This window comes from Agrobacterium sp. DKPNP3, assembly GCF_052686535.1.
Genome location: NZ_JBQYSN010000099.1, coordinates 1 through 17,994, shown reverse-complemented (window position 1 = coordinate 17,994; position 17,994 = coordinate 1). Strand labels below are relative to the sequence as shown.

The window sequence follows — 17,994 nt, the reverse complement described above, 5'->3', positions numbered from 1 at the left end:
GCTCGTCGCCGTCGGTCTCGGCGAACGGCTCAATCACTATCCCGGCCAGCTCTCGGGCGGCGAGCAGCAACGCGTCGCCATCGCCCGCGCCCTTGCCCCCTCTCCGGCCGTTCTCATCGCCGACGAACCGACCGGTAACCTCGATACCGATACGGGCAGGCAGATCGCCGATCTGCTTTTTGCCAAGCAGGCCGAGCGCGGCATGACGATGGTCCTCGTCACCCACGATCCGTCGCTTGCGGCCCGATGCTCCCGGCAGATCAAGGTGCGTTCCGGCGAAATTGAGGGTGACAGCGCCCGCCCGCAGATGGCACGGGCGGTATCGGCATGATGGGATCCGTATTTCCGTCGTTCTCCAATATCAGAAATGCGGCTCGGCTGGCGCGACGGGAAATTCGTGGCGGCCTTCGGGGTTTTTACATTTTTCTCGCCTGTATCGCACTTGGAACGGGCGCCATTGCCGCCGTCAATTCCGTCTCGCGCGCCGTCACCAGCGCCATAGCCACCGAAGGCCAGTCCATTCTGGCGGGCGATGTGCGCTTCGAGCTGCGCAACAGGGAGGCGACACAGGAAGAGCGGTCTTATCTCGACAGGCTTGGCACCGTTGCGGTCTCCACCGGGACGCGCTCCATGGCACGTCTCGCCGATGGATCAGAGCAGACATTGGCAGAGGTGAAGGCGGTCGACGGGACTTATCCCCTCTACGGCACGTTTACATCAGAACCCAACCGGCCGCTGAGCGAGCTTCTGGCGGCAAACGGTGATGCCTATGGTGCGATCGCCGCACCGCTGCTGCTGGAGCGGCTCGGCATCAAGGTCGGCGATGAAGTCCTGCTCGGAAATGCGAAGCTGAGACTGACCGGCACCGTTGTCGATGAGCCGGATGCACTCTCGGATGGTTTCGGTTTTGCCCCAAGACTGATGGTCAGCCGCGATGCGCTTTTTGCGTCCGGCCTTGTCCAGACCGGCAGCCTTGTCGAACATGCCTATAAGATCAAGCTGAACGACCCGGCAGCACGGTCAACCGTGACGGACGCGGCCAACAAGGCCTTTCCTGACGCCGGCTGGTCAATTCGCACCAGCGACCGCGCAGCACCCTCGCTTACCGACAATGTCAATCGTTTCTCGCAATTTCTGACCCTGGTTGGCCTCACGGCGCTCATCGTCGGCGGCGTCGGGGTCGCCAACGCCGTGCGCGCCTTCCTCGATTCCAAACGAACGACAATTGCCTCGCTGAAATGCCTCGGCGCGCCGGCCTCCGTGGTCACCATGACCTATCTCTTCCAGATCGCTTTCATCGCTGCCGTTGGTATCGTTATCGGCCTTGCGGTTGGCGCCGTCGCGCCGCTTGTCGCCATGCGCTTTCTCGAAGGCGTGCTGCCCGTCCAGGCCGAACTCGTCTTCTATCCCGGAGCCCTTGGCCTTGCCGCCCTTTTTGGGCTGGTGACCACGCTCGCCTTTGCCATCGTGCCGCTTGGTCAGGCACGTGAAGTGCCGGCAACGGCGCTTTTCCGCGAACAGGGTTTTGAAGAAGGCCGCTGGCCGTCATGGCCTTATCTGGCGGCAACGGTCGTGCTTCTGGCGGCGCTCGCAGCACTTGCCATCTTTTCGGCGGAGGACCGTTTCATCGCATCGGTTTTCCTTGGCGCCATCGCCTTTGCCTTCGTGGTGTTGCGGCTCGTCGCCTCGGGCGTCAAGGCCATTGCCAAACGCAGCCCGCGGGTCCATTCGGCAGCCCTTCGTCTGGCGATCGGCAATATTCACAGGCCGGGCGCCCTCACGCCCTCGGTGGTTCTCTCGCTCGGACTTGGCCTGACGTTGCTGGTGACGCTGACGCTGATCGACGGCAATCTGCGCCGCGAACTTACGGACAGCCTGCCGGAAAAGGCGCCGAATTTCTTCTTCGTCGATATTCAGGGCTCCGAGGTTCAGGGCTTCCGCGACCTGCTGAAGCGCGAAGCGCCGGCCGGCACCCTGACGGAAGTGCCCATGCTCCGTGGCCGTATCCTTGCTCTCAATGGACAGGATGTGACCAAAATGGATGTCCCGTCATCAGGCCGCTGGGTTCTGCGTGGCGACCGCGGCATTACCTATTCCGAAACCACTCCCGAAAACGCGACGTTGACGGAGGGGACATGGTGGGCTCCCGATTACTCCGGCGAACCGCTGGTATCATTTGCAGCCAAGGAGGCCGGTGATCTGGGCCTCAAGATCGGCGACAGTGTCACCGTCAATGTCCTTGGCCGCAGCATCACGGCCAAAATCGCCAATCTGCGCAACGTGGAATGGGAATCGTTGTCGATCAATTTCGTCATGGTCTTTTCGCCGAACACGTTTCGCGGCGCGCCGCACGCGTGGCTGGCGACGCTCGCCGACCCTTCCGCATCCGCAGCCGACGAAGGCCGGATTCTGCGCGCCGTGACAAATACCTATCCGACGATCACCAGCGTCCGCGTGAAGGATGCGCTCGATGTCGTCAACCGGCTCGTCGGCCAGCTCGCGACCGCCATCCGCGCGGCAGCCGCTGTCGCGCTGATTGCGTCTGTTCTGGTTCTCGCCGGCGCACTTGCGGCTGGCAACCGCGCCCGCACGCATGATGCCGTCATCCTCAAAACGCTGGGCGGCACGCGGAACATGCTCATCCGCGCGTTCTCCTACGAATATATGATCCTCGGCCTCGCCACCGCCATCTTCGCGCTTTTTGCCGGCGGTGTGTCCGCCTGGTTCGTGATCTCCCGCATCATGAAGCTGCCCTCCAGCTTCCTGCCGGATGTGGCGATCGGAACGCTCGTCGCTGCGCTCGTCATGACCGTGGGCATCGGCCTCATCGGCACATGGCGCATTCTCGGGCAGAAAGCGGCGCCGGTTCTGCGCCAGGCAGGCGAGTGACCATCGGTTGTGCACCGTTTAACTTTAGCGATTAATTCCTGGTAATGATCGCCAAAACGTGAGCGGTTTTCGCGCATATGGTGTTTTTTCGACCGCAAAAGGCCTTGTATCGAACACGTTCTGCCATCATATTCTCAAGCAGGCTTGCTGAAGCTCCGCAGCGGCGCCCGGGAGGTATCCCGACACCGTAGCAATTACGGAGCTCAAAAGAGGAAACAATGGCTGACTTTAATAACTACCAGAACCGGATGGCGCAGACGCGTGCACAATCTGGTGCGATGATCGACGAAGGTCTTCGCGCCTACATGCTCAAGGTTTATAACCTGATGGCGCTGGCTCTGGTCATCACGGGCGTTGCGGCGTTTGGCACATACACGCTCGCCGCTTCAAATCCTGCCTTTGCCCAGCTGCTTTTTGCCTCCCCGCTTCGCTGGGTCGTGATGCTGGCACCGCTGGCGCTGGTTTTCTTCCTTAGCTTCCGCATCCAGAACATGAGCGTTTCCGCTGCCCAGACGACCTTCTGGGTCTATGCGGCGCTGATGGGTGTATCTCTCTCGTCGATATTCCTGGTCTATACCGGCCAGAGCATCGTTCAGACGTTCTTCGTGACCGCCGCTTCGTTCGGCGCGCTCTCGCTGTACGGCTACACGACCAAGAAGGACCTGTCTGGCATGGGTTCCTTCCTGATCATGGGTCTGTTCGGCCTGATCATTGCGTCCATCGTCAACATTTTCCTGGCATCATCTGCCCTGCAGTTCGCAATCTCCGCGATCGGCGTGCTGATCTTTGCTGGTCTCACTGCCTATGACACGCAGAAGATCAAGGAAATGTATTTCGATGCGGATGATGTCGCTGTCGCCGGTCGCAAGGCCATCATGGGCGCACTGACGCTCTACCTCGACTTCATCAACCTCTTTACCTTCCTTCTGCAGTTCCTCGGGAACCGCGACGACTAAGGACAAGAGTCCTCGTTACAGAGATATGAAAGGCGGCCGCTTGGCCGCCTTTTTTGTTTGAGCTGGTTTTGGTCGATTTGATCCTGACGCCGCCACGACACCGGTAGATGGGCCAGCGACCTTTCAGTCGATCAGTTTCAGAACCTTGTCGAACACCTTGAGGACTTGCGGCAATTCGTGCCCGCGCTTCAGGATGCGCCCGTCCACATTCACCACACAATAAGCGCCCTGCTTGGCCGCCAGCTTGGGGTTCTTCTCTATCCTGTAGAGCGGCATTTCACCCGAACGCTTGAAGACCGAGAACACGGCCTTTTCCTTCAGATGATCGATGGCGTAATCGCGCCACTCGCCTTCGCCCACCATACGGCCGTAAATCCGCAGGATCGCGTCGAGTTCGCGGCGATGAAAGGTGACCGGCAGAGGGTCTTTATTTTTCTTGTATTCGCGGAGATCGATAACGGTGGAACTGTCGCGTGAAGCGGTCTGCACCTGCTGCACATCCGGTTGATCGGTCATCCAAAACCTCCGATTCCACCCAAATCATCAATGCAGTGTGAGCTTTGGGGGGCGAAATTGCAAGCCTTTGCGCACCTTTGCCTATCAGGAAGCGTTGGATCCACGCCACGAAGTAATCAGTACCCAGATTGCATTGAGAATGTGGAAAACGCCTGCTCTTCTCTTCCGAGGTCAAAAGCAGGGGTTAAGAATGGTAACCATTTAGGCAACCATTTTCATCGGGCCCGCCGTATTTCGGTCAAACCATGGCCTGAATTGAATGGAATAGTCCTATCGTCAATTGATGCCTAGGCACCAAGATGACCCGGTCCGGTGCATTGACCCTTTACCCCCAGCCCCCAATGCCCGGACCGGATCTTCCATCGCCAGAGCGGCGATTACGGATTTTCGTTCCCCAAGAGAATGCTTGCGCCGACGATTGCCGCGGGATCACCGCCTGCATTGGCGGTCTGCAACAGAACGGCGCAACCGCCCTTCTTGACTTTGGCCACAACGCTGGCCGGAAGTTTCACGGTCATGGCCGATCCTTCCCACATGCCGACCGTCTGCACGTCATAGACGCTGTGCCAATAGGAAATCTTCTTACCCTGATTATCGCCCTTTTGAACATCGACCGTCTGCTCGCGGGTGAAATAGGCCACGACGACATCGGCCTTGCCACGACCGGCGCCAATGTCGATTTCCACCTCATCACCGGCAAATTTTGACGAAACCGGCACGCTCAGGCCTTTGCCCTCGCGCTTGAAGGCGTCGAGGCGATCATAGATACCGCGCACATCCGCGCCCTTGACGTGGTCGCGCCCGTTCAGGATCGCCTGAGGCGTATAGACCCCGTTGCGACCCAGCGCGCGCATATAGCCATATTGGCGGTCGGTATTTTCCTTCGACGCCAGCGAATCCGTCCAGCCCAGATAGTTCCAGTAATCGACATGGTAGGAAAGACCGACAACGTCGCCCTTCTGGATCATCTTGCGCAAGGCCTCATCCGCCGGCGGGCACGAGGCGCATCCCTGCGATGTGAACAATTCGACAACGCCCTTCAGGGCCTCCTGCGCCTGGGCGGAGGTGGCGAGAAGCGTGCCGAGAAGACATATCGACAGGGGGAATTTCAGGGGCATTACAAAAACCTTTGTCCGGGCCATATCCAGACGAATTGATGCAATCAATCCTGCCGGGATGTAAACCGGAAAATAACGTCGATTGCCCTTCAATAGAAAGTCACGAAGGGGTGAGCGAGCATCACAAAAAAGCGTCGCAAAATGGAAAGACGCCGGGATCGCTCCCGGCGTCTTCACCCATCAAACATCAGGCCGCGAGGTCGCGGAGAACAGTCTGCAGAATGCCGCCATTGTTCATATAGATCACCTCATCAAGCGTATCGATGCGGCAGAGAAGCGGAACCTCCTTCACTGTGCCGTCGCTGTAAGTGATCTTGGCGATCTTCTTTTCACGCGGCTTGATCTCGCCTTCGAGACCGTCGATCTCGACGATTTCATCGCCCTTGAGGTCGAGGCTTGCCCAGGACGTTCCCTCTTCGAAAACGAAGGGCACAACACCCATGCCGACCAGGTTCGAACGGTGAATACGTTCAAAAGACTGCGCGATGACCGCCTTGACGCCGAGCAGGTTGGTGCCCTTGGCCGCCCAGTCGCGGGACGAGCCGTTGCCATATTCGACACCTGCAAAGATGACAAGCGGAACGCCCTCGGCCTTGTACTTCATGGCCGCGTCATAGATCGACATCTCTTCCTTTGAAGGATAATGGATGGTGTAGCCACCTTCCTTGCCGTTCGGCCCGAGCATGTGGTTACGAATACGGATGTTGGCAAAAGTGCCGCGCATCATCACTTCGTGGTTGCCACGACGCGTGCCGTACTGGTTGAAGTCCGCAACGCCAACGCCATGCTCGGTGAGATAAGCACCGGCAGGCGATGCCGCCTTGATCGACCCGGCCGGAGAAATATGGTCGGTCGTGATCTTGTCACCGAAGAGACCGAGGACGCGCGCGCCCTTGATATTCTTGAGACCCGAACCCGTCTTGCCCATGCCCACGAAGTAGGGCGGGTTCTGGACATAGGTCGAATTGTCGTCCCAGGCATAGGTCTGGCCCGGCGGCACCTGAACGGCCTGCCAGTTCTCATCGCCCTTGAACACGTCGGCGTACTTCGTCTCGTAAAGTTCGCGGGTGACGTATTTCAGGATGAACTCCTGAATCTCCTTGGAGGTCGGCCAGATGTCCTTGAGATAGACCGGGTTGCCGTCCTTATCATTGCCGATCGGCTCCTTGGTCAGGTCCTTCTGGACCGTACCGGCAAGGGCGTAAGCAACAACGAGGGGCGGAGATGCCAGATAGTTTGCCTGCACGTCCGGTGAGATACGGCCTTCGAAGTTGCGGTTGCCGGAGAGAACGCCGGCTGCAATGAGGCCCTTGTCGTTGATCGTCTTGGAAATCGGCGCCGGCAGCGGGCCGGAGTTACCGATACAGGTCGTGCAGCCGAAGCCGACGAGGTTGAAGCCGATCGCATCGAGGTCCTTCTGCAGACCCGACTTGTCGAGATATTCGGCAACCACTTGGCTTCCGGGCGCGAGCGATGTCTTCACCCACGGCTTGGAGGTCAGTCCCTTGGCAACCGCATTGCGGGCAAGAAGGCCGGCCGCGATGAGGACGGAGGGATTGGACGTGTTGGTGCAGGAGGTGATGGCGGCAATCGCCACATCGCCGTGACCAAGATCAAAGTCCTCGCCTTCGACAGCGTAGCGGCTCGAAAGCTGGCCGGGCTTCTTGTAGTCGTTTTCGAGAGCCGTCGCGAAATTCGGGGCAATGGTTTCGAGCGGCAGGCGGCCTTCCGGACGCTTTGGGCCGGCCATGGACGGTACGACGTCGCCGAGGTCGAGTTCGAGGGTGTCGGTAAAGACGAGGTCGGAACCGTCGCCGGTGCGCCACATGTCCTGGGCCTTGGAGTAGGCTTCCACCAGGGCAATACGATCCTTTGCACGGCCGGACATCGTCAGGTAATTGATGGTTTCGCTGTCAACCGGGAAGAAGCCGCAGGTCGCGCCATATTCCGGGCCCATATTGCCAATGGTCGCACGGTCGGCCAGAGACATTGAATCAAGGCCGGGGCCGAAGAATTCAACGAACTTCGAAACGACGCCCTTCTTGCGCAGCATCTGCACGACGGTCAGGACGAGGTCGGTCGCGGTTACGCCTTCCTTCACCTTGCCGGTCAGCTTGAAGCCGATGACCTCGGGCAGAAGCATGGAAACCGGCTGGCCAAGCATGGCAGCCTCTGCCTCGATACCGCCGACGCCCCAACCGAGAACACCGAGGCCATTGATCATGGTCGTGTGGCTGTCCGTGCCGACGCAAGTATCCGGATAAGCGATGGTCTCGCCGTCCTCTTCCTTGGTCCAGACGGTCTGGCCGAGATATTCCAGGTTGACCTGGTGACAGATGCCGGTGCCCGGGGGAACAACGCGGAAGTTCTTGAACGCCTGCTGGCCCCATTTCAGGAAGCGATAACGCTCGCCATTGCGCTCATATTCAAGCTCGACGTTGCGGGCAAAGGCGTTCGGCGTGCCGAATTCGTCAACGATAACGGAGTGGTCGATGACGAGATCGACCGGAACCAGCGGATTGATCTTTTCAGGATCGCCACCGAGAGCCTTGAGACCATCACGCATGGCGGCGAGGTCGACCACGGCCGGAACACCGGTGAAGTCCTGCATGAGAACGCGGGCGGGGCGGTAGGCGATTTCGTTTTCGGTGAGGCCCTTGTTGTTGAGCCATTCGGAAACCGCCAGAATATGATCCTTGGTGACGGACTGACCGTCTTCGAAACGCAACAGGTTTTCGAGCAGGACCTTCATGGAATAGGGCAGCTTGGAAACGCCCTTCAAGCCATTGGCTTCGGCCTTGGGCAGGCTGAAATAGACATAGTCCTTACCATCGACGGTAAGAACGGAACGACATTTGAAACTGTCGAGTGACTTGGGCATGGATAAAAACCCCGCTTACACTGATAGCCAACACGTTCGTGCGGACACCTATGCACTCATGCACATCAGGATGCGGGTACGACCATTTCCGCTGTCCGCACGTGAAAATTGCTCCTCGCAATCGTCAAGTCCGGCGCAAGATGATGTTCACGCCGGCCGCTGGCGTGTTGACACCCATATAGATAATTTCAGACAAACGTGCCAGACCATTCCACGACGCTAATCGATTTTTTTATGATCGAGCGGCAATTTTTAATCGGAACCGCAGCATGCATCTGACGGCGGAAAATCTTGGCGTGCGACGCGGCGAAGATTTCATATTCATGAATATTTCCTTCAAGTTAAGCGACGGCGAGGCACTGGTGGTGACCGGCCGCAACGGCTCGGGAAAATCGACGCTGCTGCGCACGGTGGCCGGTCTGTTGCGGCCCGAACAGGGCAGCGTAAAGATAGCCGGCGAAGGGATTGACGAGGAGATGCGGCCGTCAGAGGCTTGCCATTATCTTGGACATCGCAATGCGATGAAGACGGAACTGACAGTTTTCGAGAACCTGCGCTTCTGGAAGGATTTTCTTGGAGACTTTCGTGGTGCAGCTGGCATCAGCATCGATGAAGCAGCCGAGATCATTGGCCTTGCCGGCATTACCCACCTGCCCTACGGTTATCTGTCCGCCGGTCAACAGCGCCGTTTCGCGATGGCAAAACTTCTCGTTGCATGGCGCCCGGTGTGGATTCTCGACGAACCGACAGCCGCGCTCGACAGGGCGGCAGACAACATGTTTACCGATCTTGTGAAAGACCATTTATCGAAGGGCGGCATCGTGATTGCTGCGACACATCAGCCCATGGGGCTAACGGATGCGCGGGAATTGCAGATGACCGGGTTTGCGGGTGTGGAGGCTTGGGCGTGATGGCGATGCGCACGCGGCTTGCCCCACCGAGGCCTCAACAATGATCGCTCTCTTCCTCCGCGATCTCAAGCTCTCGATCCGCGCCGGCGGCGGCGCGCTGATCGGCGTGCTGTTCTTCATGACCGTGGTTGCCGTCATCCCTTTCGGCGTCGGCCCCGATCTCAACCTGCTTGCCCGCATCGGCCCGGCCATCGTCTGGATCGGCGCACTTCTGTCCGCCCTTCTCGGCCTAGACCGGCTGTTCCAGGGCGAACGCGACGACGGCTCCCTCGATCTCATCCTGATGCAGGAAACCCCGTTGGTGCTGACGGTTCTGGTCAAATGCCTGGCGCACTGGGTATCAACGGGCCTCCCCCTGGTACTGGCATCGCCCCTTCTCGGCCTTTTCATGAATATGGACGAGGTGGCGATCGGCGCGGTGATGCTCACACTGCTTGCAGGGTCTCCCGCCATCACCTTCATCGGCGCGGTGGGGGCGGCGGTTGCCGTTGCCCTGCCACGCGGCGGCCTTCTGGTTTCCATCCTCGTCCTGCCGCTCGCCATTCCGGTGCTGATCTTCGGCGTCAGCGCGTCCTATGCAGCCGTGCAGGACCCGGCACCCTTCCTGCCACCCTTTCTCATTCTCTGCGCGATCACGTTATTTTCAGCCGTGACCGGGCCTTTCTTTGCCGCTTTGGCGCTGCGCAATGGTATGGATTGATGAAAGCGTCAATGTCCACGTTGCCCGGCGATGATTGACCGACCATCATTGACAAGGATCAATTGCGGGACGTCCATTCTCGGGTTACACAAACGGCATGAACGAGCAGACTTTCTCCATCACCAGGTTCAGCGATCTCGCCAACCCGACGCGGTTTCTGGCGCTGGCGGCACGCATCCTGCCCTGGCTCGCCGGTTTGACCGCGCTGGTGCTGGCGGCCGGGCTCTACATGTCCTTCACCTCAGAGGGAGATTACCAGCAGGGTTACACCGTGCGCATCATGTATGTGCACGTGCCCTCCGCATGGCTGGCGATGATGTGTTATTCCGTCATGGCCGTCTCCGCCATCGGCACCCTCGTCTGGCGTCATCCGCTGGCCGATGTCAGCCACAAGGCAGCAGCTCCCATCGGTGCGGCCTTCACGCTGATTGCGCTCATCACCGGCTCGCTCTGGGGCAAGCCAATGTGGGGAACCTGGTGGGTGTGGGACGCGCGGCTCACCTCCGTCTTCGTGCTTTTCCTGATGTATCTCGGGCTGATCGCCCTCAACAGGGCAATGGACGATCCCTCCAGAGCCGCCCGCGTCAGCGCCGTGCTGATTCTCGTCGGCTTCGTGAATATCCCAATCATCAAGTTTTCGGTCGAATGGTGGAATACGCTGCATCAGCCGGCAAGCGTCATCCGCATGGGCGGTTCCGCCATCGACGCGGAGTTTCTCTGGCCGCTTCTGACCATGGCGGCCGGTTTCACGCTGCTGTTCTTTACCCTGCATATAGCCGCGATGCGCAATGAAATTTGGCGCCGACGCGTGGCTGCACAACGCCGGCTTGCCGCGCGCATCGCCAACCGGGAGGGCTGAGGGGATGACACACGCCTTTTACATCGGCATGTCCTATGCGACGACCGGCCTTGTCGTTCTCTGTCTCATCGCCTGGGTCGTCATGGACGGCCAGGCACGCAAGCGGGAACTGAAGGAACTCGAAGCCTCTGGGGTGCGCCGCAAGGTAAAAGCTGCTTCCACGGGTGACGGGAAATGACGCAGGCCACCCAGAAACAGGAAGGCAAAGCAAGAACCACAGGCCGCGCAAGATATGCGCTGGCGTTGCTGCCGCTTCTGCTGTTCGGCGGCTTCGCCATCGTCGCCGGCAAGATGCTCTATGATCAGGACGTGAACGGCCTTGATATCAGCGCCATTCCCTCCGCCTTGATCGGCACGAAAGCGCCGACCCTGTCGCTGCCGCCGCTCGAAGGCTCGAACCTGCCGGCGCTCACCGATGCCGCCATCAAGGGCAAGCTGACGCTGGTCAATGTCTTCGCCTCCTGGTGCATTCCTTGCAGGCAGGAGCATCCGCTGCTGCAGGAGCTGGCGAAGGACAGCCGCATCAGGGTGGTTGGCATCAACTACAAGGACAAGCAAGATAATGCCCTGCGCTTCCTCGGCGAACTCGGCAACCCCTTTGCCGCAATAGGCGTCGATCCCACCGGAAAGGCGGCGATCGACTGGGGTGTGTATGGCATTCCTGAAAGCTATCTGGTCGGTACGGACGGGACGATCCTGTTCAAGAAGGTCGGACCATTCGATGCGCGCAGCATCGAGCGTGACCTCATGCCGGCGATTGCGGCCGCGGCCGGACAATAGCGAGCCCGCAACGGATCACCTGCCGGAAATGACCCTGAGCGACGGTCCCTCAGCCGGCAACCGCGCGCCCTCCAGCACCACCTGATCACGACCGCCACGTTTTGCGGCGTAGAGACTGTCATCGGCCCGTTTGATGGCATCGTGGATGGAGTGGTCACCTCTTGCGATGGCTGAAACGCCGAAGCTCGCCGTGATCTGATCCAAGATGCCGCGGTTTTTCCAGTCGAGCGACGAAAACGCTGCGCGTATGGCATTCGCCACCTGACCGGCCGCCGCCGCCGTCTGTCCCGGCAGGAAGACAACAAATTCCTCGCCGCCGAAACGTGCCACCCGCGCACCATTGGAAGTATGCCTCCTGAGGAGATCAGACAGGCTAATCAGAACGATATCGCCTGCCGCGTGGCCGTAAATGTCGTTTATGCGCTTGAAGTGGTCGATGTCGCAGGTGATGACGGCTCCATCGGGAGTTTCGTTGCGGAAGTCGGGGACATGGCGATCAAAGCCGCGCCGGTTCAGCACATCCGTCAGCGGATCGTGTTCAGCCGCATGCTGGTGCCTGTCGACGGTGACTGAAACCTGGCTCGCAAGGACGGACAAAGCCAGCAGGAAACCGAAAATGCTGGCCGTCAGCTGCATGTAGAACGCGTAGTCGGATTCGAAGAATTCGCTGAGCTCAATCATCGATCCGTTCGGCGTCATGACCAGAAGCGCGCCGATGCGCACCAGCGTTTCCGCGACCACAAGAGCGGCAATTGCCACCATCATCCTGTCTACGAGCGTTACCGGCCGCTTGCGCACGACCCAAACCGGGATGGCAAGCAACAGGGCGCAAATGAGATCGCCGATCACAAGTTCACGCTTCAAATCCGGCGTCACCACAACGTGAAAGGAGACCAACAGCGCCGCGACAATGACGATTGACAGCCGTACCTTGGTACAAAGCGGCTGCTCGAAATGCGTGAGCAATGCGTGGCCAAACAGAAAGAAGGCGGAAAAGAAGAGCAGGTTCGACAGGATCGCCTGCACTTCAAACGGCAGACCGCCCAAAACAAGCGGCGTCGCGAAACCGAAAGCCGCCGACAGATATCCGAAGCCCCAATAACGGGCCGAAGCATGGCCAATCCGCTGCAGGAACAGAAACACCACGCCGAATGTCAGCATGATGAAGGGAAGAAGATAGGCGAAATTATCTTGCAAGGGGGTTCTGCCGGATAAAGAGACGAGCTTTTGAACCCGAAGCTTAGCCGAACGCCATTAAGAAAACCTGCATATGACGAAATACTTTCGCGCGATTCCCGCAGGAGGCTTGGGGCGGCGCCCGATCACATTTGCGACAGCGCGTTCTGCCATTCCTTGATCGCGTCTACCGGCCAGACGAGCATGACCACATTGAGCGTCAGATTATCGCGGATCAGCCAGCCGGTGAAGATTTCAAAGAAGATGGCGATCAGGACCGTCAACCAGACCGGCACCCGAGCAGCGAAGAGGAAACCAAGGGCCATGAAAATCGTATCCATCGCCGAGTTCAGGATACTGTCGCCCGTGTACCCCAGCGCCATGGTCGCGGTTCGGTAGCGATCGATGATGATGGGCGAATTTTCTAGAATTTCCCAAGCGGCCTCCACCAGAACCGCAAGGGAAAGCCGCATGGAAAGCAGCTTGTTACGGAACAGCAGCCACGCGAACCAATAGAACAGGAAGCCGTGAATGATATGCGACGGCGTGTACCAGTCAGCGATATGCTGGGAGTTGCCCGGCGTGTTCACGCCCGGTTCGAACAGCTTCACATAACCGCATTCACAGATCAGAATACGGCCCATGGCGTAGAGAATGATGATCTGCAGGAGAAGCAGCCCGGCGGCCACGCCGAACCACTTGAGCGAACGCGAACGGGAAGCCGGCATCTCCGCAACTGTCATTTTTCGTCCTTGCCAAGCGGCTCGACAGAATGGCGCATGACGAGAGGCATCTGCGCCATGGTGAAGATGATGGTGATCGGCATCGTGCCCCAGACCTTGAAGGCTACCCAGGTGTCTGTTGAGAACATGCGCCAGACAACCTCGTTCAGCACCGCCAGAAAGAGGAAAAAGATGCCCCAGCGCAGGGTCAGCTTGCGCCAGCCTTCATCCGTCAGCTTGAAGGCGGAATTGAAGACGTAACCGAGCAGGGACTGCCCGAAGAACAGGCCGCCCAGCAGAATGACGCCGAATAGCGTGTTGACGATGGTCGGCTTCATCTTGATGAACGTGTCGTTCTGCAACCACAAGGTCAGAGCGCCGAAAACGAAAACCACGATGCCTGAAATCAGCGGCATGATCGGCAGCTTGCGCGTCAGCACCCACGAAACGGAGAGTGCGATCGCCGTCGCGATCATGAACAGGCCGGTAGCGATGAAGATCGGGCCACCGAACTCTGTCAGAACCGGAAAAGTGGTGGCAAGCCATTCGCCACGCGAATTGGCGAAAAAGAAGACGACGAGCGGGCCAAGTTCGAGCACGAATTTCAGGAGCGGGCTTATTTCCGCCACCATCTTTTCGCTTTCCTTGGAATTGCTTTCAATATCCATACTCAAACTCCCGCAATGGCCTTGGCGAAATCTTCCGCCTCGAAGGGCTCCAGATCGTCAACACCTTCACCCACACCGATGAAATAAACCGGCAGCTTGTGTTTTGCAGCGATGGCGACGAGGATACCGCCTCGCGCCGTGCCATCCAATTTTGTCATAATCAGGCCAGAAACGCCCGCGACGTTGCGGAATATTTCCACCTGGTTCATGGCGTTCTGGCCCGTCGTTGCGTCCAGAGTCTGCAGCACGGTGTGCGGCGCATCCGGATCGAGCTTGCCGAGCACGCGCACGATCTTTTCCAGCTCTGCCATCAGTTCCGTCTTGTTCTGCAAACGGCCGGCGGTATCGATGATGAGCACATCGCTTTTCTGCGCCCGCGCCTGCTCATACGCGTCGTAGGCAAGACCAGCCGCATCCGCACCCAGCTTGGTGCCGATGAATTCCGACCCGGTCCGATCGGCCCAGATTTTCAGCTGCTCGATGGCCGCTGCGCGGAACGTATCCCCCGCCGCCAGCATCACCTTGAGGCCAGAACCGGAAAGCTTGGCGGCGAGCTTACCGATGGTCGTCGTCTTGCCCGTGCCGTTGACGCCGACCACGAGAATGACATGTGGCTTGTGCGACAGATCGAGTTCCAGCGGCTTGGCGACAGGCTTCAGGACCTTGGTGATCTCGCCCGCCATGATGCGCGCCACATCCTCACCGCTTACATCCTTGCCGTAACGCTCCGAAGAGAGGGCGCCGGTGATGCGCATGGCGGTCTCGACGCCAAGATCGGACTGGATAAGAAGGTCTTCGAGTTCGTCGAGCGTGTCTTCATCCAGCTTGCGTTTGGTGAAGAGTGCAGAAATCTGCGTGGTCAGCTGCGTAGAGGTGCGGGCAAGACCGGCCCGCAGGCGCTGGAACCACGTCAGTTTTACCTGAGGCGCGATAGGTGCCGGCTCCTGCCGATCACTGGCGGACGAAAAGCCTTTCGGCAGGGCTGGCGGAACCGTAGCCTGTTCAGGTGCGGTCGCGGCTTCCGCCTCGTCAAGCAGCGCATCCATCGCATCAGGATCAAGCACGACGTTGTCAGACTCTGGAGTAAGCTCGGCCTGCTCCTCCGCCGCGGCTTCCGCCTGCAGCAGCGACAGCGGCACCAGGCCCATATCACCAGAAAGCTCGGCGCCAGGTAGAAGCGGCGCGTCCTCGTCTTCATTTTCGCCGGAGGAAGCTAGATCTTGCGCCTCGTCAGGGGCCGGGCCGCCGGCCGTCTCCATTTCAAGTTCGGAAACCGGGTCCCTGTCGACGGGGTCATGCGTTTCAGCATCACTCAGCGCGGCTTCGAAGGAGGCGTTTTCATTGCCGTGCTTAAGCGCAGCATCCTCCTGCGGCCGCTCTTCCGCTTCGGCCTTGTCCTTGCCGAACGAAAAGACTTTTTTGATGAAGCCGAGGGCCATGGTTGTTCCCGTGTCTTTTCTCTTTGGTCGCCTCAGGCCGCATCCGCCGCCAGAAGCCTCATATTAAGATGTTTGCCGTTGTGGCCGGTAATCGCAACCTGCGCAAGAGTGCGCGGGGCAAGATCAGGTGCCGCCACCAGCGTGAAATTGTCGGTATGGGCAAAACTGTTGTTTTCGACGAGGACGGTCTGCACCGAACCGACCATTCCTTGCAGATGCGCCCGTCGCAGCGCCTCGCCGCGATCACGCAGCCTCGCTGCCCGCTCCTTCACAAGCGCGCGGTCCAGTTGCGGCATGCGTGCGGCAGGCGTGCCGGCACGCGGGCTGTAAGGAAAGACATGCAGGCTGGAAATGCCGCATTCTTCCGCAAGCGTCGCGGCGTTCTCGAACATCTCTTCCGTCTCGGTCGGGAAACCGGCGATCATATCCGCGCCGAAAGCGATCTCCGGCCGCAGCGACCGCACATCCTGACAGAAGCGTATGGCATCGGCACGGGAATGGCGGCGTTTCATGCGTTTCAGAATCATGTCGTCGCCATGCTGGAGCGACAGGTGCAGATGCGGCATGAAACGCGGCTCATCGGCAATCAGATCCATCAGATGATGGTCGGCCTCAATACTGTCGATGGAGGAAAGGCGCAGGCGCAGAATGTCTGGCACCTGTTTCAGCAATGTCTTGGCGAGATACCCGAGGGATGGCTCACCCGGCAGATCGGCGCCGTAACTGGTCGCATCCACGCCGGTCAGCACGATCTCGCAATAGCCGCTTTCCGTCAGTCTACGGGCCTGATCGACCACCGCACCCATCGGCACGGAGCGCGAATTGCCGCGCCCATAGGGAATGATGCAGAAGGTGCAGCGATGATCACAGCCGTTCTGCACCTGAATGAAGGCGCGCACATGCCCATCGATGTGCTTCACCATCTGCGGGGCCGTCGCCTTGATGCTCATGATATCGTTGACGCGCAGCTTTTCTTCCGCCGAAACACCGAAATCCGGCAGTGCCCGATAGGAGGCGCTTTTCAGCTTTTCCTCGTTGCCCAGCACAGCATCGACCTCGGGCATGTCGGCAAAGGTCTGCTTTTCGGTCTGCGCGGCGCAGCCGGTGACGATGATGCGCGCATGCGGATTGTCACGCCGGGCGCGGCGTATCGCCTGGCGGGCCTGACGCACCGCCTCGCCGGTCACCGCACAGGTATTGACCAGCACGGCATTGTTAAGCCCGGCCTTTTCGGCCTCCGCCCGCATCACTTCCGATTCATAGGTGTTGAGACGACAGCCGAAGGTTATGACCTCGACGCCGCTCATACAGCCCCCCGCTCGACCGCATCTTGCACCCACGAACCGGTGACAGGGTCGACCGAACCTGACCATTCCCATTCAGCCGGGCCGGTCATGATGACGTGGTTATCCTCGCGCCAGTCAATGGTCAGCGGCACGCGGATGGGGCTTGAGGCGACATCGATGCTGACCTTGCGGCCGGTGCGGCCGGTGCGGGCAGCAGAAACAGCTGAAGCACAGGCGGCCGAACCGCAGGCAAGCGTCAGCCCGGCGCCGCGCTCCCAGGTGCGAGTGCGAAGCGCGCTGTCTGAAATCACCTGCGCCAGCGTGATATTGGCCTTTTCCGGAAACATCGGATGGTTTTCGAGAAGCGGCCCGAAGCGTTCGAGATCAAACGTCATGGGGTCACGATCAACCCAGAAGATGGCATGGGGATTTCCCATGGACATGACCGCCGGCGAATGCAGGATCGGCGCGTCGATCGGCCCGATCTGCAATTCGATGCGGCTGGTGTCGTGGAACTCTTCCGAAAGCGGAATGTCGCTCCAGCGGAAACGCGGCACGCCCATATCGACCGATATCATGCCGTCGTCATGCTCGATGGCGTTCAGGATACCCGCCACCGTCTGGAAGGTGAAGCTGGCCTTTCCGGTTTCTGAAGACAGTGCCTGCACCACGCAACGCGTGCCGTTGCCGCAGGCCTGCGCCTTGGTGCCATCGCAATTGAGGATGTCGATATAGGCATCCGTTCCCGCGATACGCGGATCGTGGATGGCCATGATCTGGTCGAACTGAGTGGCAGGATCGGCATTGAGAGCAATTGCAGCTGCTGGCGTGACCATATCCTTGCGGCCGCGCATATCGACAACGAGGATCTTGTTGCCAAGCCCGTTCATCTTCGCAAATTCGACCCTATCCGCCATCGCTTTAAACCTGACACCGCTTTTCATACGGGATTTTCCCGTGCTTTCGCCCTATATGGCGGAAACACCGGCAAATTACCAGACTGTTGCGTCGCAAACGGGGCGGCTGTCAGGCGGAAGGCACGTCGAAAACCTCGCCGGGGTGCATCGGCCGGAAACGGCTCTCCTCCACCCCG

General features: G+C 59.4%; 17 protein-coding genes. 8 read left to right on the top strand and 9 right to left on the bottom strand.

Annotation, left to right across the window (positions count from 1 at the left end; translation table 11 throughout):
• From ACUTJJ_RS21230 to ACUTJJ_RS21220, 3 genes are all read left to right on the top strand, one after another.
• The coding region (locus ACUTJJ_RS21230; protein WP_445543340.1) for an ATP-binding cassette domain-containing protein at positions 1 to 331 on the top strand (331 nt) is incomplete at its 5' end.
• The gene (locus ACUTJJ_RS21225) at positions 328 to 2,889 is read left to right on the top strand and encodes an ABC transporter permease (protein WP_445543339.1); all 2,562 of its coding nucleotides are present in this window, start codon (positions 328 to 330) and stop codon (positions 2,887 to 2,889) included. The genes ACUTJJ_RS21230 and ACUTJJ_RS21225, both read left to right, overlap by 4 nt.
• Before the next feature lie 218 nt (positions 2,890 to 3,107).
• The gene (locus ACUTJJ_RS21220; RefSeq protein ID WP_065656928.1) at positions 3,108 to 3,845 is read left to right on the top strand and encodes a Bax inhibitor-1/YccA family protein; all 738 of its coding nucleotides are present in this window, start codon (positions 3,108 to 3,110) and stop codon (positions 3,843 to 3,845) included.
• Between the two features lie 123 nt (positions 3,846 to 3,968).
• Here the strand turns inward: ACUTJJ_RS21220 and ACUTJJ_RS21215 are convergent, their stop codons facing one another.
• The 3 genes from ACUTJJ_RS21215 to acnA all read right to left on the bottom strand — a co-directional run bounded on the left by ACUTJJ_RS21215 (position 3,969) and on the right by acnA (position 8,360).
• Complete coding sequence (locus ACUTJJ_RS21215) at positions 3,969 to 4,361, bottom strand: DUF2794 domain-containing protein (protein WP_296069821.1); 393 nt, start codon at positions 4,359 to 4,361, stop codon at positions 3,969 to 3,971.
• Positions 4,362 to 4,738: 377 nt separating this feature from the next.
• Complete coding sequence (locus ACUTJJ_RS21210; RefSeq protein ID WP_445543338.1) at positions 4,739 to 5,479, bottom strand: DUF1223 domain-containing protein; 741 nt, start codon at positions 5,477 to 5,479, stop codon at positions 4,739 to 4,741.
• 187 nt (positions 5,480 to 5,666) lie between these two features.
• On the bottom strand, positions 5,667 to 8,360 hold the full coding sequence (acnA, locus tag ACUTJJ_RS21205; protein ID WP_144578222.1) for an aconitate hydratase AcnA: 2,694 nt from the start codon (positions 8,358 to 8,360) through the stop codon (positions 5,667 to 5,669).
• 269 nt (positions 8,361 to 8,629) lie between these two features.
• Between acnA and ccmA the strand changes: the two genes are divergently transcribed.
• The 5 genes from ccmA (at position 8,630) to ACUTJJ_RS21180 (ending at position 11,610) form a co-directional block, all read left to right on the top strand.
• A complete protein-coding gene (gene ccmA, locus ACUTJJ_RS21200; RefSeq protein ID WP_445543337.1) occupies positions 8,630 to 9,271 on the top strand; it encodes a heme ABC exporter ATP-binding protein CcmA in 642 nt (213 codons plus the stop codon).
• 40 nt (positions 9,272 to 9,311) lie between these two features.
• Entirely contained in the window at positions 9,312 to 9,971 is a 660-nt protein-coding gene (gene ccmB, locus ACUTJJ_RS21195; RefSeq protein ID WP_445543336.1) for a heme exporter protein CcmB, read from the top strand.
• A gap of 97 nt (positions 9,972 to 10,068) precedes the next feature.
• Positions 10,069 to 10,830 carry a heme ABC transporter permease gene (locus ACUTJJ_RS21190; protein ID WP_296069812.1) on the top strand — a complete coding sequence of 254 codons (762 nt, stop codon included), beginning with the start codon at positions 10,069 to 10,071 and terminating at the stop codon, positions 10,828 to 10,830.
• 4 nt (positions 10,831 to 10,834) lie between these two features.
• The gene (gene ccmD, locus ACUTJJ_RS21185; RefSeq protein ID WP_209086819.1) at positions 10,835 to 11,008 is read left to right on the top strand and encodes a heme exporter protein CcmD; all 174 of its coding nucleotides are present in this window, start codon (positions 10,835 to 10,837) and stop codon (positions 11,006 to 11,008) included.
• Positions 11,005 to 11,610: a DsbE family thiol:disulfide interchange protein gene (locus ACUTJJ_RS21180; RefSeq protein WP_063951437.1), complete on the top strand. Its 606-nt coding sequence runs from the start codon at positions 11,005 to 11,007 to the stop codon at positions 11,608 to 11,610. The genes ccmD and ACUTJJ_RS21180 overlap by 4 nt, the downstream gene beginning before the upstream one ends.
• A gap of 15 nt (positions 11,611 to 11,625) precedes the next feature.
• Here ACUTJJ_RS21180 and ACUTJJ_RS21175 read toward each other — a convergent pair whose 3' ends face one another.
• The 6 genes from ACUTJJ_RS21175 to dapF all read right to left on the bottom strand — a co-directional run bounded on the left by ACUTJJ_RS21175 (position 11,626) and on the right by dapF (position 17,818).
• On the bottom strand, positions 11,626 to 12,807 hold the full coding sequence (locus ACUTJJ_RS21175) for a diguanylate cyclase (RefSeq protein WP_445543335.1): 1,182 nt from the start codon (positions 12,805 to 12,807) through the stop codon (positions 11,626 to 11,628).
• 125 nt (positions 12,808 to 12,932) lie between these two features.
• Positions 12,933 to 13,529, bottom strand: coding sequence for a DUF2585 domain-containing protein (locus ACUTJJ_RS21170; protein ID WP_445543334.1), 597 nt, complete (start codon positions 13,527 to 13,529; stop codon positions 12,933 to 12,935).
• On the bottom strand, positions 13,526 to 14,176 hold the full coding sequence (locus ACUTJJ_RS21165; protein ID WP_004443928.1) for a septation protein A: 651 nt from the start codon (positions 14,174 to 14,176) through the stop codon (positions 13,526 to 13,528). Before ACUTJJ_RS21165 ends, ACUTJJ_RS21170 begins: the two co-directional genes overlap by 4 nt.
• Positions 14,177 to 14,178: 2 nt before the next feature.
• A complete protein-coding gene (ftsY, locus tag ACUTJJ_RS21160; RefSeq protein WP_445543333.1) occupies positions 14,179 to 15,615 on the bottom strand; it encodes a signal recognition particle-docking protein FtsY in 1,437 nt (478 codons plus the stop codon).
• A gap of 32 nt (positions 15,616 to 15,647) precedes the next feature.
• On the bottom strand, positions 15,648 to 16,922 hold the full coding sequence (gene mtaB / locus ACUTJJ_RS21155) for a tRNA (N(6)-L-threonylcarbamoyladenosine(37)-C(2))-methylthiotransferase MtaB (RefSeq protein WP_445543332.1): 1,275 nt from the start codon (positions 16,920 to 16,922) through the stop codon (positions 15,648 to 15,650).
• Positions 16,919 to 17,818 carry a diaminopimelate epimerase gene (dapF, locus tag ACUTJJ_RS21150; protein ID WP_445543331.1) on the bottom strand — a complete coding sequence of 300 codons (900 nt, stop codon included), beginning with the start codon at positions 17,816 to 17,818 and terminating at the stop codon, positions 16,919 to 16,921. The genes mtaB and dapF overlap by 4 nt, the downstream gene beginning before the upstream one ends.
• Positions 17,819 to 17,994 lie beyond the last annotated feature (176 nt).